Below are 17378 nucleotides of genomic sequence, written 5' to 3' on the forward strand. Positions count from 1 at the left end.
GAGGAGGGCGGAAGCATGCGAAGCTACGAACGGTCAAAAACCGCTTACGAAGAAGCGGTGAAATTGATGCCGGGCGGGGTGAACAGCCCGGTGCGCGCCTTCAAGTCGGTCGGGATGACGCCGATTTTCATGGCGCGCGGCCAAGGAGCGAAAATTTACGATATTGACGGCAATGAATACATCGATTATGTGCTGTCATGGGGTCCGCTCATTTTAGGGCATGCCAACCCGCAGGTCGTGGAAGCGTTGAAGCGCGTGGCGGAACAAGGCACGAGTTTTGGCGCTCCGACATTGCTTGAAAATGAGCTCGCCAAGCTCGTCATCGAGCGGGTGCCGTCCGTCGAGGTTGTGCGCATGGTCAACTCCGGCACCGAGGCGACGATGAGCGCCCTCCGTTTAGCGCGCGGCTATACGAAGCGCAACAAAATTATCAAATTTGAAGGCAGCTACCATGGCCATGGCGATTCGCTGCTCATTAAAGCCGGCTCCGGCGTGGCGACGCTCGGCCTGCCGGACAGCCCGGGCGTGCCGGAATCGGTCGCCCAGCATACGATCACCGTGCCGTACAACGATTTGGACAGCGTCCGCTATGCGTTTGAGCGGTTTGGCGAAGACATCGCCGCGGTGATCGTCGAACCGGTCGCCGGCAACATGGGCGTCGTTCCGCCGGTGCCTGGCTTTTTGGAAGGGCTGCGCGAGGTGACGAAACAATACGGCGCTTTATTGATTTTTGATGAGGTCATGACCGGATTCCGCGTCGATTACCACTGCGCCCAAGGGTATTATGGCATTGAGCCGGATTTGACGTGCCTTGGCAAAGTGATCGGCGGCGGCTTGCCAGTCGGAGCGTACGGGGGCAAAGCCGAGATCATGGAGCTTGTCGCGCCGAGCGGCCCGGTGTACCAAGCCGGCACGCTCTCCGGCAATCCGCTCGCCATGACGGCCGGGTACGAGACGCTCCGCCAGCTGACGCCGGAAACGTACGAAGAGCTTGGCCGCAAAGCGGCGCGCCTTGCGGATGGTCTTCATCAGGCGGCGGAGAAGTACGGCATTCCGCATACGATCAACCGCGCTGGATCGATGATCGGCTTTTTCTTCACGAACGAGCCGGTGGTCAACTACGAGACAGCGAAAACGTCCGACTTGAAGCTGTTTGCCGCCTATTATCGGGAAATGGCGAATGAAGGCATTTTCCTGCCGCCGTCGCAATTTGAGGGGCTGTTTTTGTCGACGGCGCACAGTGATGATGATATTGAATATACGATTGCCGCTGCTGAGCGGGTGTTTGCCCGTCTGCGTGGATAAGGAAAGGGGCTGCCGACGGTCGGCAGCCCAATTTTTTATCATACCGCCTCTTTTCCGTTCATACAATGGATAATGTCATAGAAACCATTTGCCGAAGGGACGGAAGGAGGAGGCCCGGTTGGAGCAATCGTATTTGCGTTTTTCATTGGAAGAATCGGTCTGGTTTAAAAGAGGACAGGAAGTCGCCGAGTTTTTATCCATTTCTCTTGATCCGGTCATTTCCGTCGATGAGTACGACCAATATATTACGATCCGCGGCGCGCTTGAGTTGAGCGGCGAATTCCGCCAAGCGGACGAAGGGCAGGCCGAAGCGGATGACGACGTGTTTGAGATGGCTGGTTATCGGTTCATTCAGCACATTTCGGTGCGCGAAGACGGGATCAGCGAACTGTCGCACCGCTTTCCAATCGATATTACGATTCCAAAAAACCGCATTCGTTCCCTTGAGGATGTATACGTGACGGTTGAATCGTTTGATTATGATTTGGATGAAAACGGAAGATTGCTGATCACTGCCGACATTTCGATCAGTGGGATCAGTGAAGCGCCGCTTGACGATGATTTGCCGGACGATGAGGAGGACGATGAGCCGCTGTTTGCCCCGTTTGAATCAATCGCCCGCAAGGAAGCGGCCGGTGAGGAAGTGTTTGCTTCGGCGGATGATCTCGCCGATGAGGCGGCTGAACAGCCCACGTTTGCCGCCGACGAAACGACGGTTTCCGTCATAGAGCCAGCCGCTATGCGCCATGAAGAAGCGGAGGCTGAGGAAGAAGAGGAGGCCAAAGAGCCGTTTTTGCCGCTCGAGACGGAAACGAAGGCGGTCAGCGCACAGACGGAGGAAGACATCGCTTCACTGCTGCCGCCAACTGAGGCGAAAGTATCGATCGGGGCGGCGAAAAAGGCGGCAGAGGAAGAAGAGGAAGAAGAAACGAAAACAAAAAGCGAAAATGCGCTTTACTTGACGAAGCTGTTTGCGAAAAGCGAGGCAGAAGAGTTTACGAAACTGAAAATTTGCATCGTCCAGCAAGGAGATTCATTGGACAAGATTGCCGAACGGTATGATGTGACCGTCTCGCAGCTTTTGCGCGCCAACGATTTGGAAGGCCCAGATGACGTGCACGAGGGGCAGCTGCTCTATATTCCGGCCATGGCGGGAAGCCGTCCTTTCTCATGAAAGGAACGCTTTCCGTTTCTTTTGCCGATAAGGGGGCGTAACAAATGGCCACACAGGCTGACCGATATGAGGCTGTGCTCGCCCAGTACGGTCTTCGTCCAGAGCGCATGGAGCAGCGAGGCAAAGCCGTCAAAGTATACACGAACCGCGGTGTTTTCGCCTTAAAGCCGCTTGAAAGCGAGCAAGAAGCCGCCGCCGTTTGGCAGTCTCTGCAACATGGCGGCGGCCGCCGCTGCCTCCCATTGTACTTTACGCAGCAGCGGTCGCTGTTTGCCACAGAAGGCGGCCGTCTTTATTATTTGCAAGCATGGCATGACGGCGAATCAAAGGTGGAGAAGGATGCGGTGGACGCCTTTTTTCGCGAGCTCGCCCGCTTCCATCGCGCCACCGTCCGTACGATCGAGGTGAGTGAGGAAGAGGCGGCGGCGTACCGAAAGCAAAAAAAGGACGAATGGCAACGGGCGCGGATGGTTTGGGAAGAACGGATTGAGCGGTACGAAGCGGCGTGGTACATGTCTCCGTTTCAGCTCCAATGCTGCACCTATTTTCATGAGGTGATGCGCGCGTACTCGTTCGCTGAAGAACGGCTCGATGTGTGGGAAGAGACGCTCAAAGAGACGAAGCAATGGCGCATCGCCTGGGTGCACGGCAAAGCGCGCCTCTCCCACTATATCCCGCCGTATTGGATCAGTTGGGAGCGGGCGCATTGGAATTCGCCGCTCTTTGATGTGATCGCCGCGCTCCGTTTTCACGTACAGACAATGCCGCCGCTTGGGCGCGAGTGGCTTGAAGGGATGGGGGAGTACGAGAAGGAGCTGCCGCTGTCCGACGGGGAGCGGGCGTTTTTATACAGCCATTTGGCGGAGCCGCGTGGGTTTGTCCGCTGTTTGGAGCGGTATGAGGCCGCTTCGCGGAACGAGCGGAACGAACGGGAATATGTGGCCGCGTTGCAGCGTCGTTATTTGGCGTTCAAAAATATGGAGGCGCTCGTTATGCACCTTGTCCAACGCGACGCCGCGCAGCAGCAGGAAGAAGCGGTGGACAACGAACCGCCGGCGGATGAAAGCAGCAATGGTTAAATCGATTTTGAATCCAGCCCAAACAAAATGGCGTCCCACTAAATCCATTCCAGATGGAGCGCCACGGCAATGAAAACGAAGATGGCCAATAAAATGACATCAAACGTCGTTGGCAGAAAAATAGTGCGGATCGCTTGAAAAATGGTGAGCGGGATGATCACTTGGGCGCAGACGGCGCGCACTTGCCGAAGCCACGGCGGCCACGAATACGGATTGAATCGCCGCATCGACATTCCCTCCTTCTCCGGTTTACTATACAATATGAAACGTGCGGTGGTTTGTCACCAAATGCACACGGATGGAATAAATAAATAAAAACTTGGCAAAGATGATGGACAATGGTAGTATAATAATCGAATCGTGACGACAAAAGCGAAGACGGGGAGGAGTACAGCGGTCCGCGCCTGCAGAGAGGGAAATCAGAAGCTGCGAGATTTCCTAGGATGACGGCTGCTGGAAGGTCGCCCTTGAGCTGCTTCTTTGAAAGGCGCTGCTGCCGAGTAGAGGAAGCCGGCATCATGCCGTTATGCCAATGAAGCGCTTAAGCTTCTAGAAGGCCGGTCAACCAAACTGATTGTGGGCTCGCCAGCCGATGTTTCACCGGTGGGTTGGCCGTGTTGCGGTTCTCTTCATCACCAGCCTTCTAGGCTTAAGAAAAAAGGTGGTACCGCGAAAGCAGCTCCTTTCGTCCTTTTTGGATGAAAGGGGCTTTTTTGCTTGCCGGCTGTGCGGCATTGCTTAGTGGGAAGCCGCCGTCGGCCGCATTGTCCATCATGTTGAAGGAGGGAAATGAAACATGGCACAGCACGAAGTGTCGATGCCGCCGAAATACGACCATCGCGCCGTTGAAGCCGGGCGCTACGAATGGTGGCTGAAAGGAAAATTTTTTGAAGCGACCGGTGATCCGAACAAACGACCGTTTACGATCGTCATCCCGCCGCCCAACGTCACCGGCAAATTGCACTTAGGGCATGCGTGGGATACGACGCTGCAAGACATCATTACGCGCATGAAGCGGATGCAAGGGTATGACGTTTTGTGGCTTCCGGGAATGGATCACGCCGGCATCGCCACCCAGGCGAAAGTCGAGGAAAAATTGCGCCAGCAAGGGCTGTCGCGCTACGATTTAGGCCGGGAAAAATTTTTAGAAGAAACGTGGAAGTGGAAGGAAGAATACGCCGGCCATATTCGCAGTCAATGGGCGAAGTTAGGGCTTGGGCTTGATTACACGCGCGAGCGGTTTACGCTTGACGAAGGGCTCTCAAAAGCGGTGCGCGAAGTGTTCGTCTCGCTCTACCGGAAAGGGCTCATTTACCGCGGCGAATACATCATCAACTGGGACCCGGTGACGAAAACCGCGTTGTCGGACATTGAGGTTGTTTATAAAGAAGTGAAAGGCGCGCTCTACCATATGCGCTATCCGCTCGCCGACGGCTCCGGCTTCATCGAAGTGGCGACGACCCGTCCGGAAACGATGCTCGGCGATACGGCCGTCGCTGTGCACCCCGATGACGAGCGGTACAAGCACTTGATCGGCAAAATGGTGAAACTGCCGATCGTTGGCCGCGAAATACCGATCATTGCCGACGAATATGTCGATATGGAGTTCGGCTCCGGAGCGGTCAAAATTACGCCGGCGCACGACCCGAACGACTTTGAAATCGGCAACCGCCACAATTTGCCGCGCATTCTTGTCATGAACGAAGACGGCACGATGAATGAAAACGCCATGCAATACCAGGGGCTTGACCGGTTTGAATGCCGGAAGCAAATCGTCCGCGATTTGCAAGAACAAGGCGTCCTCTTTAAAATCGAGGAGCACGTGCACTCAGTCGGTCATAGCGAACGGAGCGGCGCGGTCGTTGAGCCGTATTTGTCGACGCAATGGTTTGTGAAAATGAAGCCGCTCGCCGAAGCCGCCATCAAGCTGCAGCAAACCGACGGCAAAGTGCAGTTCGTGCCGGACCGGTTTGAAAAAACGTATTTGCATTGGCTTGAAAACATCCGCGACTGGTGCATTTCGCGCCAGCTTTGGTGGGGGCATCGCATCCCGGCATGGTACCATAAAGAAACGGGCGAAATTTACGTTGACCATGAGCCGCCGAAAGACATCGAAAACTGGGAACAAGATCCAGATGTGCTCGACACATGGTTCAGCTCGGCGCTCTGGCCGTTCTCGACCATGGGCTGGCCGGATACCGACTCGCCGGATTACAAGCGCTACTACCCGACCGATGTGCTGGTCACCGGCTATGACATCATTTTCTTCTGGGTGTCGCGCATGATTTTCCAAGGGCTTGAATTCACCGGAAAGCGTCCGTTCAAAGACGTGCTCATCCACGGCCTCGTCCGCGACGCCCAAGGGCGGAAAATGAGCAAGTCGCTCGGCAACGGCGTCGATCCGATGGATGTGATTGACCAGTACGGCGCCGATGCGCTCCGTTACTTCTTGGCGACCGGCAGCTCGCCGGGGCAAGACTTGCGCTTCAGCACAGAAAAAGTCGAAGCGACGTGGAATTTTTCTAACAAAATTTGGAACGCCTCGCGCTTTGCCTTGATGAACATGGGCGGCATGACGTACGAGGAGCTTGATTTGAGCGGCGAAAAAACGGTCGCCGACCATTGGATTTTAACGCGTCTCAACGAAACGATCGAGACGGTGACGAAGCTCGCTGAGAAATACGAATTCGGCGAAGCGGGGCGTACGCTGTACAACTTTATTTGGGACGACTTGTGCGACTGGTATATCGAAATGGCAAAGCTGCCGCTGTACGGTGATGACGAGGCGGCGAAAAAGACGACACGTTCGGTGTTGGCGTATGTGCTCGACAACACGATGCGCCTGCTTCACCCGTTCATGCCGTTCATTACCGAGGAAATTTGGCAAAACTTGCCGCATGAAGGCGAATCGATCACCGTCGCTCCGTGGCCGCAAGTGCGTCCCGAACTGTCGAACGAAGAAGCGGCTGAAGAAATGCGGATGCTTGTGGACATCATCCGCGCCGTCCGCAACGTCCGCGCCGAAGTGAACACGCCGCCGAGCAAGCCGATTGCGCTCTATATTAAGGTGAAAGATGAACAAGTGCGGGCGGTGCTCATGAAAAACCGCGCCTATCTTGAGCGGTTCTGCAACCCGAGCGAGCTCTTGATTGATACAAACGTTCCCGCGCCGGACAAAGCGATGACGGCGGTCGTCACCGGCGCCGAGCTCATCATGCCTCTTGAAGGATTGATCAATATTGAGGAAGAAATGAAGCGGCTTGAAAAAGAGCTTGACAAATGGAACAAAGAAGTCGAGCGCGTCGAAAAGAAACTGGCGAATGAAGGCTTTTTGGCGAAAGCGCCGGCTCATGTCGTCGAAGAAGAGCGGCGCAAGCGGCAAGATTACATGGAAAAACGCGAAGCCGTCAAGGCGCGCCTCGCCGAGCTCAAACGGTAGACAAACGATCTGGCGGTTGATTATGATGAAGACGAATCCGCTTTCCTGTAGATTCGTCTTTTTCGATGGATCATGATGGAAGGTTTGTCATATTCTGAGAAGAGGTTTGTTGTCAACATATACTCGCTTTCGCCACGCTTCTCGATGTGTGGCGCATCTGCCGCATGAAGCCGGCAGGGGGCGGCAAGACACCAATGGAAAAAGGAGGACGATGAACATGGTTCGAACGTATGAAGAAGCAGTCGCTTGGATTCACGGGCGGCTGCGGCTCGGCATGAAACCGGGATTGAAACGGATGGAATGGATGATGGAAAAACTTGGCCACCCGGAACGCCGCGTCCGCGCCGTCCATATCGGGGGAACGAACGGCAAAGGGTCAACGGTCGCCTATTTGCGCTCGATTTTGCAGGCGGCGGGCTATTCGGTCGGCACGTTCACCTCGCCGTATGTCGAGCAGTTTAACGAACGAATCAGCATCAACGGCGAACCGATTTCCGATCAAGAGATCGTCGAGCTCGTGCGAGTCATTCAGCCGCTTGCCGATGAGTTGGAACAAACAGAGTTTGGCGGACCGACCGAGTTTGAAGTGATCACGGCGATGATGCTGTATTATTTTGGAAAACAGAACATTCAAGACATCGTGCTCATTGAAGTCGGGCTCGGCGGCCGCTTGGACTCAACTAACATCATTTATCCGCTCGTTTCTGTCATTACAAACGTCAGCTACGATCATATGAACATTTTAGGCGATACGCTTGGGCAAATCGCCGCGGAGAAAGCCGGAATCATCAAATCGGGCGTGCCGCTTGTGACGGCGGTGAAGGAACCGGAGGCGTGGGAAGTGATCGCCAAAACGGCGGCGGAGCGGAAGGCGAAAACATATCGTCTCGGCGTTGATTTTACTGTAACAGACTGGAAAACGATCGCCGAAGGAGAGCAGTTTTCCCTCGCCACGCCGTTTGCCGAATACCGCGATTTGCGCATTCAAATGCCCGGCGCCCATCAAGTCGACAATGCGGCGGTGGCGGTGATGGCGGCAGAATTGTTGCGCCTTGGCTATTCGTTTTTAATCGAGCCGGAGCATATCGCCGATGGGCTGGCCACTGCTGCTTGGCCCGGCCGGTTTGAGCGGGTGAGCGGCAAACCGCTCATCATTCTCGACGGCGCCCATAACGAAGCCGGCATTCGCGCCCTTGTCGAGACGGTGCGCGCTCATTATCCCGACAAGCGCGTCCATGTCTTGTTCGCCGCGCTGACCGACAAGCCGCTGGAGCGGATGATTCGGCAGCTTGATGAGCTTGCAGATACGATCACGTTTACCACGTTTGACTTTCCGCGCGCGGCGGCGGCGGAACAGTTGGCGGACCTTTCGTCCCATCCGCAGAAAGCGGTGACAGGTGATTGGATCGGTTGGATCGGGGAAAAGAAAAACCAAATGGGGAGCGATGAGTTGATGCTCATTACAGGATCGCTTTACTTTATATCTGAAGTGCGAAAACGGTTAAAAAATAATGCCAAGCGATGAAAAGGATTGGTATAATGGAAGAAAGATAGTTCCTTTGGCGCGGGAGGGGAGGCGCATGAAGCGGTGGCGCGGTTGGCTGTTATGGGGAATGGTGTTTTGTCTCATCGCAAGTCTATGGCCGGTGAGGGTTGACATCGTTTATGCCGATCAAAAAGAGGGCGCTCTCACCATCGTTTCAGATGAAAAAATAGAAGGATGGGCCGTTGCCCCAGGGGCCGGGGATGGCCGGGGCAACAGCATCCGCTTTTTTGAGATCCGTATTAAGGTGAAGGAACAAAACGGCTCTGCTGTCAGCTATCGCACGGAAGCAGTGGAAGCGCCGGCGGGCCGAAACGGAGCGAAAACGTATACGTTTTCGCTTGATATGCGCGGCAAGTGGCCATCGGCCCAAGGGGAGAGAGCGGCTTACGAGATTACCGTCGATGCTTACCGGGTGTTGGGAAACGGGCAGGAAGATTTGTATTTTTCATTCCCAGAGCCGCCTTATGAGTATACGAAACGAAATGAAGCAAGCACCGCTGCACTCGATTTCTCCATGGCGTTTTCACAGCCGGAATACGCCAAGCCGCCAAACGGCAATGCCGAGGGACGGCTTGATGTGACGCTGATCCCGAAAGGCTCGGTTTCGGCGCCTGTCCGTCCCCCGATTGACGTTGCGTTTGTCATGGATGCATCAGGGTCGATGACAACCGAGAAACTGTTGAGCGCCAAGGCGGCGCTCCGTTCGGCTGTCGATTACTTTAAAGCTCATTCGCATCCGAATGACCGGTTTGCCCTTATTCCATTTTCTGACTCAGTGAGAGATATCGTGCCGTTTTGGGATCAGCCGAATGTCGCCGCCCAACTCGAGAAAATTCGGACGGTCGGCGACAGGCTGACGGCTGAAGGATTGACCAACTATTCGGCTGCTTTGGCTAATGCGCTTAACCAGTTGAATTTCACCGATCCGAAGCGAAAGAAATATGTTATTTTCTTAACTGATGGCATGCCGACAATATTAAGCACGCGAGATGCCATTACGTATCAAGAAATTATACGGAAGAATAACCGGCATTACAATTATACTGAAAAAAAAATTACCGATTCTTTAGACTTAATATATGGTTTGCTTGGTGACGTGGCGTTCATTAGCTTTAAAGATAAGCAGGGGCTTTCTCGTGTGTTTACTAGCCGTGAAGAGGACTATGCCAATGGAACTTATGTAGGGCGAAGCGGCTATCCATTTAGTTACAAACAAATAGAAACAAAAATACAGGACCATGCCCTCAATCTAGTTAAAGGCTTTGGACTGAACAATATCACGCTCTATTCCATCGGCTTCGGTGACAGTAAGGAAGTCGATATGGACTATTTGCGCGCCCTTTCAGCGGTTGCCGGCGGCGAGGCGCGGCAAGGAACGGCGCAAAACTTAACCGCTTTATTCCAACAGTTTTCCCAGCTCGCCACCACCCCGGCGATCACTGGAACGATCCGCATTCCGCTGTCGTCATTTGGCGGCAATGTCGCCATCGCGGAAAATGGCCAAGTATGGCTCGATGAAACAAAGCAAAACGCCTACATTTCGTTTTCGATTCCGTACCAGATCGGCCAAGGCGCTCCACCGCCGGTGACGATTCCGGTTCCGGTATCGTTTAAAGCTGAAGGGACGTATACGTTTGAAGCCGAATTGACGTATCGCGACGTGTATGGCCAACCGCAGCCGCCGGTGACGAAAAAGGTGACGGTCACGGTTAAAGATGAAGCGCCGCCGTCCTTTACAGGCACGGTGACATTGCAAGGAGTGACCAATGATGTCGCAAGCTTAATCAAGTTCGGCGCCGCTAATGGCGATGACAACCGCTTCCGCGCGGCATATTCACTGTCGCTTGTCGGCTATGTCGGCAATGCGAGCGGGACGATTAGCAATGTAAGCATTATCCAAGAACTGCCCGACGGCATTTCTGTCGTTCCTGATGGGAAAGTCACAGTCTACACAGATCAGGGCAGGCGTTATGCCAAATGGACATTTGCCAATCAAACGTTCGACTACAGCCAGCTCAACAAACTGACGCTTTCGGAGCAATGGGTGATGCAGGCCGATTTTGCGATGAACAATGTCTCGCTGCCGCCAGCGGTTGTGACGTTTACGGACAGCCGCTATGGCGCGCAAACCTCGACGCTTGCGCCGCCGAGGGAACGAATCGGCATGACGGTTCGTCTCCATGATTTTCCGAATTTTTACTATGAAGGAAACGCGAACGGCGCGATCCGCAAATATCAAGTTTCCGCCGCTTCGCAAGACGAGGTCGGAAGCGCGGAGCCGAATTCATACGGGCTGCTGCCGCTGGCGGTCAAAGCGCTGCAATACGACCCGAACGATGACGGCGTGCTGCTTGTCACCTATCGCAATGATGAAACGGTGCGCATATATTTGAAGCCGCGTTTGTCGATCACTGCATCAAATGGCGAAGTAGAAAGCGGCGCGACGGTGACGGAAGCGCCGACGGTTCGCGTGACCGGGCTTGTCGCCGGTGAACGGGTGACGTATGAATACGAAATCGCGCGCAACGGCTCATCGTCCGATTGGCAGCTGCTTGGTCCGCCGTATGCCATTTCGGTTTCCGATGACGGCGAGTATACGGTTGCCGTGCGCTCGAGCGGCGGGTTGACGCGGGGCGATGGAACGACGATCGTGTCATTCCGGTATATGAAGCTCATTCGCAATTTGACGCTCGGCGATTACAGACGGGAAATGAACGTTGGCGAAACGCAAACGATTCCGGTGATCATTGAACCGATTGATGCGACAAACAAAACGCTTATGTGGGAATCGAGCGACCCGGATATCGCTTCTGTCGGCCATAACGGCGTTGTAACAGCAAACAAACCGGGAACGGCCGCGATCATCGTCCGCGCAACTGACGGAAGCGGGGCAACAGCTAGAGCGGTGATTACGGTCATCGACCCGTATGTGCCGCTTGAAGGGATGGCGTTTTCCAGCCCGGTGCTGTACATGAAAGTCGGCGAACGGCTCGAGGTGGCGCCAGAGCTCCGCTTTATTCCGGAAAATGCAAGCGCCCCAACGCTCCACTCTGTGACATCGTCTGACCCGCGCTTTGTCAATGTTGTCCAAGAAAATGGCCGATGGTATTTGGAAGCAGTGGATGTCGGCTACGCGGTTGTGACGGCGACCGCCAATGCGAGAACGCCGGATGGCAGGCCAATTCAAGCCTCAGTGTGGGTCTTTGTCCAACCGCGTGAAGATGAGGGGGGAAGCGGCAGCAGTGGTGGGCGTTGGTGATGATGGAAAAAGCGGCCTCCTGAATTGGAGAGCCGCTTTTTTTCGTTTGTCCAGGGGATCGAGAGGATGAGAGAGGGAATTTAGCCGTCTTCGTTCACTCAACTTCAAGCCGGTCGGCGACGAGCGAGATTTGATTGACAAACGGCAATCCTGTTCCTTGTTCGACTAACACCCGCGGATTGTATTTGACGATCAGACGAGATTGTTGCATGTCAGAGCTTGGAATGAAGTTCCCCGGCTCACCGTCTTTCGGCTCGATCCGGCCGCGAAAGGCGTTGATGACGAGCCCGTTGATGTCTGTATCCGGAGCAGCCGCTCCGTTCCCGCGGGCGAACAGTCCGCCTTCAATATATAAATAAGAACCAACAGCGTAAATGGTGGCGCTGCTGTCCGTATAAAAGTAGCCTTTCAAGTTTGGCGTCGGGGACGGGTTGTCAAACTCGTTGATGCGGGAAAGATCGAGCGTTCCTTTTGACAACAACACGACTCCTTTGCTGCTTTCAGCTCGCTCAACTCGGCTTTGATAAATTTTCGTTTTTCCCATGACGTAAATGCTGGCATCGAGTTTGACATTTCCAGTGATCGTCATATTGCCGAAAACGATGAAATTTCCGTATACGTTGATAAAATGGTTCGAATTCGTCGGGCCATTGAGCGTTAGATCCCCGTTGACGATGAGCCATTGGTTGACCTTGTTGGCGGCGTCCGTGCGAATGTCGACATCTCCAGTGAGCACGCCGCTTCCGTCTAAGTAAAGCGGTTTTTCTTTAGAACTTTGCTTGATGGCTTTTTCAATCGGCACGGTTGAATCGATGACAATCGGAGTCCATCGGTTGGACAACTCTACAGCCAAATAGCGTAACGCATTGGCTTTGTCGGTTGCTTCTTGAACGCGTTGTATGTCTTCCAGATACGAATCACTCGTTCGGGAAATATCTGACGCCTGCAATAGCTTGTCGGCAACTGTCAAATCGAAATCCACATCGATGAAGTCTTCGTTCTCCTGCTTGGTAGAAGGCGCCGGTTCGACAACATCTGTCGGCCAAAGGGGCGTCCAACTGCCTGACATAGAAAAACGGGTTTGACTCGCTGTCCAACAACTGGTTGTTTGACCGCATGCCATCAGTTGACCATCGCTTGTATACCAGACGGATGAAGAAGAAAGGCGCGGCATGCCGGCGTTGGGTGAAGCGACGGTCAATTGACCATTCTGTTTGACATAGTTGGTCGCGTTGCTCGCATAAGCGTCTTGCCCGGCGTAAACGTTTCCTTTCTCAACATAGACTCCACCGTTTAATACAACATCTTTGTTTGACCCGAGCGCGTATTTGAGAAAGCTGGGAGTATTTGTTAAAAAGACGAGCCGTTTGACTTTCCGCTCGCGATGGCCGTCCGTAAACGGTTTGGACAAATCGAGCGCGCGGAGGAACACTTTGTTCGTCGGAATGTTGTACAAGCGATAGGACACGTCTTCCACCTCCACGCCGTAGCGCGCTTTCAGCTTGCCGACGATCGTATCCGGGCTGGGGGTGTCCTCGTTAATGCCGAGAAATGCATCCCATTGACTGGGGGTGAAAATGTCATGACGAACAAAAAAATCGTCGTCTGAAAGCTCAGCTTTAAGCTCAGCAATTGCTTCATTAAGGGCTGTTTTGGCTTCATGAAACGATTCGATGTTCTCAACGCGCACCGCGGTAAATCGCGCTTGCTGGACGGCGACTGTTAAAATCGTCAAGCCGAGCAAAAAAAAGAGGGTGATCATGAGCATCGTCGTCACCAAACTGTAGCCAGCGGCGTTCAAGCGCAGTCGGTTCATCGCAGCCCCTCCCTTCGCAGACAAAGTTTTGGAATGTAATACTTAAAAACCAAATTCCGTTGTCAATGTAAACGGCGGCACATACAGCCAACCACTCGGGTCGGCGTGTCGACGGTCGGAGACAATGAGACGGATCGTCATGACGCCGCTGCGGCACAGGTTGCCTTCTTTTCGTGCGCAACGGAATGAAAACGATGAAGAGTCGCCCAGCAAAAAGCGGGAAGAGGTGATCGTTTCGCCATTGATCGCGAGCGCGCCGTCTTGGATGGACAGCGTCATCCGCTCGATGCTTTCCGGCTTTTTCTCTTCACGGGAGACAAGCCCGGTGTCCGCATCGGCTTTGAATTCTTGGTCTTTCACAAAGGTGACGGCCGTTAACGGCGTGTTTTCCTCTTGACTTTCCATTCCATCTGGAGAGAGCGTGTACAGCTCGTTCATTATTCGGGCCATGGTGTAGTCCGCTTCGCTGCGCAAGTCGTTTTCGATGCCGATGCGCTCGTAGGCGCGAATGCCGGTTAAAAACACCGTGTAGATAGCGCCGATGATGAGCAAAGAAATGGAAACGGCGGCCAACAGCTCGATCATCGTCATGCCGGCTTCGCTTCTAGCGGATCGTTTCATCGGTGATCACCCCTTCGACCCACGCCGTTTCGTTCGTGCGCTCGCCCCAACGGACGGTGGTGTATAATTTGGTCATGTAGCCGCCGGCGTTTGATTCGGCTGCTTTTTCCGTTTCAGCGCGGATGCGCGCCTGCAGCGGCGCAGGCAAGGAAGCGAATTCCGACGATGAAGTGAATGCATCCCATGCCTCCTTGTCGTATCGGACAAGGTAAACGGAAGCTTCGTAACGGACATTGTTGATTTTCGGGGCGAACTGCGCTTCACATACCGTATGCAGTTGGCTAGATTCACCGGGAAAAAACAGCGCCGCCAACGATTCGTTGCCGCAATCGTCTTTTGTTAGCTCAAGAAACGGTGTTTGATGGTCTTCCATATACTCTTTTAGCCGGGAGAAATCTGCGTTTTTTTCAAAATAGACAGCGACGCCGCGGGCGACGTTGACGGCCACCGTCCGACCTTGGTTGTAAGACGTATGCATCATCGCATTCGTGAAAAAGTAAAACAAACCGATCGCGACGCCCGATAAAAGAGTGATGGCCAGCAACGTTTCGATCAACGTAAATCCTGCTTGACGACTAGGAAGAGGAAAATTGCTTCCCGCCATTTGTCATAACCTTCTTTCAAAATATGTAACTTTATTATACAATATTTTCGAGTTGAACCATGTAGAATTTTAGGATAAGAGAACGAGCAATGGCATATTTGTCGCGTTATTGCCAATGATACGCCGGGAAGGAACGGGTGGGCATGTGGAAAGAGGCGGTTGTTTACGTTGTTGCATTCATAGTGGCGCTGTTGGCCGTTTGGCTGCTGCCGCTTGGCTTCAGCAGGGCCGGGGGCGCGGCGGTGGTGGCGGCTGCCTTTTTGGCTGCGGGGCTGGCGCAGTTGGCCGAATCGGTGATTCCGTTATGGCAAATCGTCCTGCTCGTCGGGCTTTTGCTGTTGGCGGGCTCGTATTTGCTTGATCGTTGGTTCGGTCCGCTTCTTTACCGGTCGGTGGAGACGGAGGAAGCTGGGGAACGGAGAAAGGGAGGATGGAAAGGGAGTGGCGACCGGACGGCAGCAGGCGATAGGTACGGGACGATGGTCCAGAATGCAACGGAAAATCTAGTCGATTCGGCCTGGCCGGCAGCTTTTGGACAAAACGGCGCTTCTAGGGAATTTCAAGGCGCTGACTCGGGTGGGGAGGCGTTGCGATCGCACGTGCAGGAAACCGGTAACACCGCTTCAGGAGCGTCGCCTGCAGAGTCGGAAGCAGCTTCGGGAGAGACGGAGCGGGCGCCGAAATCCAGCGAGGAGCCCTGGGAAGAACAGACTGCTTTCTTGCTTCGATCGATGGATGGCATAGAGGAAGCCGCTTCCGATCCCGGAGCGGATCAAACCGAGCCGGAGGAGCTGCTTTCGTTGGATTCGGCCGATGCGGAGCAAAAAATGCGCTCCGTGGACCGAGACGATGCCGAGCAAGAGGAGTTTTTCCCGTTGGATTCGGATCGTGTGGGGCTGGAGAAGTTGTCCGCCTTGGATTTGGATGCAGTAGAGCCGACCGCCATGACGGGTGACGGTGGCGGGCTGAATGTTGAGCCGGCGCGCCGTCTGCGCGATTGGCTCGATGAGCTGCCGGTCTCGATGACGCCAGACATCGAAGCGGCGGTGCTGCAGGCGGGAGCGGCCGCCGACGGCCGCGGCCTGTTGCAGGCGCTTGATCTCAGCCATGAAGAAGAGGAGGGGCAACTTTCCGCGTTCATGTCTTCTAGCTCGGCGGGCGTTTCTGCTGTAGAAAACGGGCTGCCTTCCGGCCAGGCAATGCCGCGTGAAGGGGCGCTTTTGGAAGAAGCAATGCCGGGTATTGTCGACTGTTCGCTGCCGGAAACGGACGAGGCTGCCGAACCGCCCCGTCAGGAGGACGCGATGAAAGCAGAGCCTGACAGGCAGGAAGGGCAACGAGCGGAGCATGGCCGGTCGGAAGGCGAACAATCAACCGAGCGCCGCGAGCCGGAAGAAGATGGGCAAACGGAAAGCCGGCGGGAGGAAGAGAGCGAACGGCCAGCGCGAATGATCGGTCCGGAAGTCGTGCAGGCGATCGTTCTTGAATTGCGCCTCAACCGCCGTCGTTTGGGCGCCGCCGATTACGAGCGCTGCCTCCGCCGCTGTTTGGACGCTCCGCTTTCTGACCGCGACTATTACGTATTGGCCCGTTTGTTAATGGAACATTATGTAGTAGAACAACAGTACGGCAAGCTCGCAGCGTGGCTCGAGGAGCTCGCTGACCGTTTTCGCGCCTATCCGGCTGTGGCCGAAGAGTTGGCGCTTTGGCGGCAGTTTGCCGCAACACTAAACAGTTGGGGTGAACAAGATGAAAGCTAGCGCGCAAATCATTGGGCTGCCGATCATCAGCATTGCTGACGGTGCACAAATCGGCACGGTGAAAAGTTTGGTGATCAACCCGGACAAAGGATCGATCGATTTTTTGACTGTGGAACAAGACGATGTGCAGCTCAGTTTAAAGGCCATTCCGTTTAAAAAAGTCGTCGGCATCGGCGAGTTTGCCGTGACGGTAGAGCAAGGGCACGATGTAATTGACCTCTCGGAAATTCCGATCGCCAATCAGCTCGTCAATAAGCAAATCCGGATTAAAAATACGAAAGCCATCACGCGAAAAGGGCAGCTGCTCGGCGAAGCCCGCGAGTTTTTCGTCGATGAAGAGTCAGGGGATATTGTCGGCATCGCTCTTCAGCTCGAGAAAGGGGAAGCGGTGCTGCCGGCCTCGGAAGTGTTGACGTACGGCAAAGATATTTTGATCATCAACGACGGAGCGAACGAGTCGCTTCTTGATGACCCGGCGCAGTTGTTGAAGGCAGAGAGCATCGAGCCAACCGGCGGCATGGCGGAAGAGGACGTTTCCGCGCAAATGGAGGCGATGGCCGAAAGCGTGGAAAATGTTGAAGCGCTGCAGTCGCTGAGGGAAAAACAAGTTGCGCTGTTAGCTGGAAAGCGGCTGACAAAAGATATTTACGATGCAGACGGCCGCCTGCTGTTTAAAGCGGGCACTCTGCTTGGCGAAGAGGATGTGCGCAGGGCGCAAGAGGCGGGGCCAAGCGTCATCGTCGATGTCTCGATGAATGTGGAGGCGTAATGGAGG

The 17378-nt window shown here is 54.5% G+C and carries 12 protein-coding genes and 1 other annotated feature; of the genes, 8 read left to right on the forward strand and 4 right to left on the reverse strand.

Going from position 1 to position 17378, the window contains the following annotated elements:
- Nucleotides 1–15 precede the first annotated feature (15 nt).
- From hemL to ysxE, 3 genes are all read left to right on the forward strand, one after another.
- Nucleotides 16–1305: a glutamate-1-semialdehyde 2,1-aminomutase gene (gene hemL / locus CD000_RS02080; RefSeq protein ID WP_096224767.1), complete on the forward strand. Its 1290-nt coding sequence runs from the start codon at nucleotides 16–18 to the stop codon at nucleotides 1303–1305.
- Between the two features lie 118 nt (nucleotides 1306–1423).
- Nucleotides 1424–2479 carry a stage VI sporulation protein D gene (gene spoVID / locus CD000_RS02085; RefSeq protein WP_096224768.1) on the forward strand — a complete coding sequence of 352 codons (1056 nt, stop codon included), beginning with the start codon at nucleotides 1424–1426 and terminating at the stop codon, nucleotides 2477–2479.
- A gap of 44 nt (nucleotides 2480–2523) precedes the next feature.
- The gene (gene ysxE / locus CD000_RS02090) at nucleotides 2524–3558 is read left to right on the forward strand and encodes a spore coat protein YsxE (RefSeq protein WP_096224769.1); all 1035 of its coding nucleotides are present in this window, start codon (nucleotides 2524–2526) and stop codon (nucleotides 3556–3558) included.
- A 38-nt stretch (nucleotides 3559–3596) separates the two neighbouring features.
- Here ysxE and CD000_RS02095 read toward each other — a convergent pair whose 3' ends face one another.
- The gene (locus CD000_RS02095) at nucleotides 3597–3785 is read right to left on the reverse strand and encodes a hypothetical protein (protein ID WP_011232115.1); all 189 of its coding nucleotides are present in this window, start codon (nucleotides 3783–3785) and stop codon (nucleotides 3597–3599) included.
- Nucleotides 3786–3924: 139 nt separating this feature from the next.
- Nucleotides 3925–4254, forward strand: a binding site (T-box leader).
- Nucleotides 4255–4354: 100 nt separating this feature from the next.
- Between CD000_RS02095 and CD000_RS02100 the strand changes: the two genes are divergently transcribed.
- The 3 genes from CD000_RS02100 to CD000_RS02110 all read left to right on the forward strand — a co-directional run bounded on the left by CD000_RS02100 (nucleotide 4355) and on the right by CD000_RS02110 (nucleotide 11802).
- Nucleotides 4355–6997 carry a valine--tRNA ligase gene (locus CD000_RS02100; protein WP_096224770.1) on the forward strand — a complete coding sequence of 881 codons (2643 nt, stop codon included), beginning with the start codon at nucleotides 4355–4357 and terminating at the stop codon, nucleotides 6995–6997.
- Between the two features lie 217 nt (nucleotides 6998–7214).
- Nucleotides 7215–8522 carry a bifunctional folylpolyglutamate synthase/dihydrofolate synthase gene (locus tag CD000_RS02105; protein WP_096224771.1) on the forward strand — a complete coding sequence of 436 codons (1308 nt, stop codon included), beginning with the start codon at nucleotides 7215–7217 and terminating at the stop codon, nucleotides 8520–8522.
- Between the two features lie 55 nt (nucleotides 8523–8577).
- On the forward strand, nucleotides 8578–11802 hold the full coding sequence (locus tag CD000_RS02110; protein ID WP_096224772.1) for a VWA domain-containing protein: 3225 nt from the start codon (nucleotides 8578–8580) through the stop codon (nucleotides 11800–11802).
- A gap of 94 nt (nucleotides 11803–11896) precedes the next feature.
- Here CD000_RS02110 and CD000_RS02115 read toward each other — a convergent pair whose 3' ends face one another.
- Genes CD000_RS02115 through CD000_RS02125 form a run of 3 tightly spaced genes read right to left on the reverse strand, consistent with a single transcriptional unit; the run spans nucleotide 11897 to nucleotide 14843 of the window.
- Nucleotides 11897–13618: a hypothetical protein gene (locus CD000_RS02115; protein ID WP_096224773.1), complete on the reverse strand. Its 1722-nt coding sequence runs from the start codon at nucleotides 13616–13618 to the stop codon at nucleotides 11897–11899.
- A 42-nt stretch (nucleotides 13619–13660) separates the two neighbouring features.
- Nucleotides 13661–14239: a PilW family protein gene (locus CD000_RS02120; RefSeq protein ID WP_096224774.1), complete on the reverse strand. Its 579-nt coding sequence runs from the start codon at nucleotides 14237–14239 to the stop codon at nucleotides 13661–13663.
- Nucleotides 14223–14843: a type IV pilus modification PilV family protein gene (locus CD000_RS02125; protein WP_014196440.1), complete on the reverse strand. Its 621-nt coding sequence runs from the start codon at nucleotides 14841–14843 to the stop codon at nucleotides 14223–14225. The genes CD000_RS02120 and CD000_RS02125 overlap by 17 nt, the downstream gene beginning before the upstream one ends.
- 143 nt (nucleotides 14844–14986) lie before the next feature.
- On the opposite strand from CD000_RS02125, the gene CD000_RS02130 reads away from it, so the two are divergent.
- Together CD000_RS02130 and CD000_RS02135 are read left to right on the forward strand one after the other, a co-directional pair.
- Entirely contained in the window at nucleotides 14987–16603 is a 1617-nt protein-coding gene (locus tag CD000_RS02130; protein WP_096224775.1) for a hypothetical protein, read from the forward strand.
- Nucleotides 16593–17372, forward strand: a complete 780-nt coding sequence (locus CD000_RS02135) for a PRC-barrel domain-containing protein (protein WP_015375514.1) — start codon at nucleotides 16593–16595, stop codon at nucleotides 17370–17372. The genes CD000_RS02130 and CD000_RS02135 overlap by 11 nt, the downstream gene beginning before the upstream one ends.
- Nucleotides 17373–17378 lie beyond the last annotated feature (6 nt).

This window comes from Geobacillus sp. FJAT-46040 (assembly GCF_002335725.1).
In the GTDB taxonomy this organism is placed as follows: domain Bacteria; phylum Bacillota; class Bacilli; order Bacillales; family Anoxybacillaceae; genus Geobacillus; species Geobacillus thermoleovorans.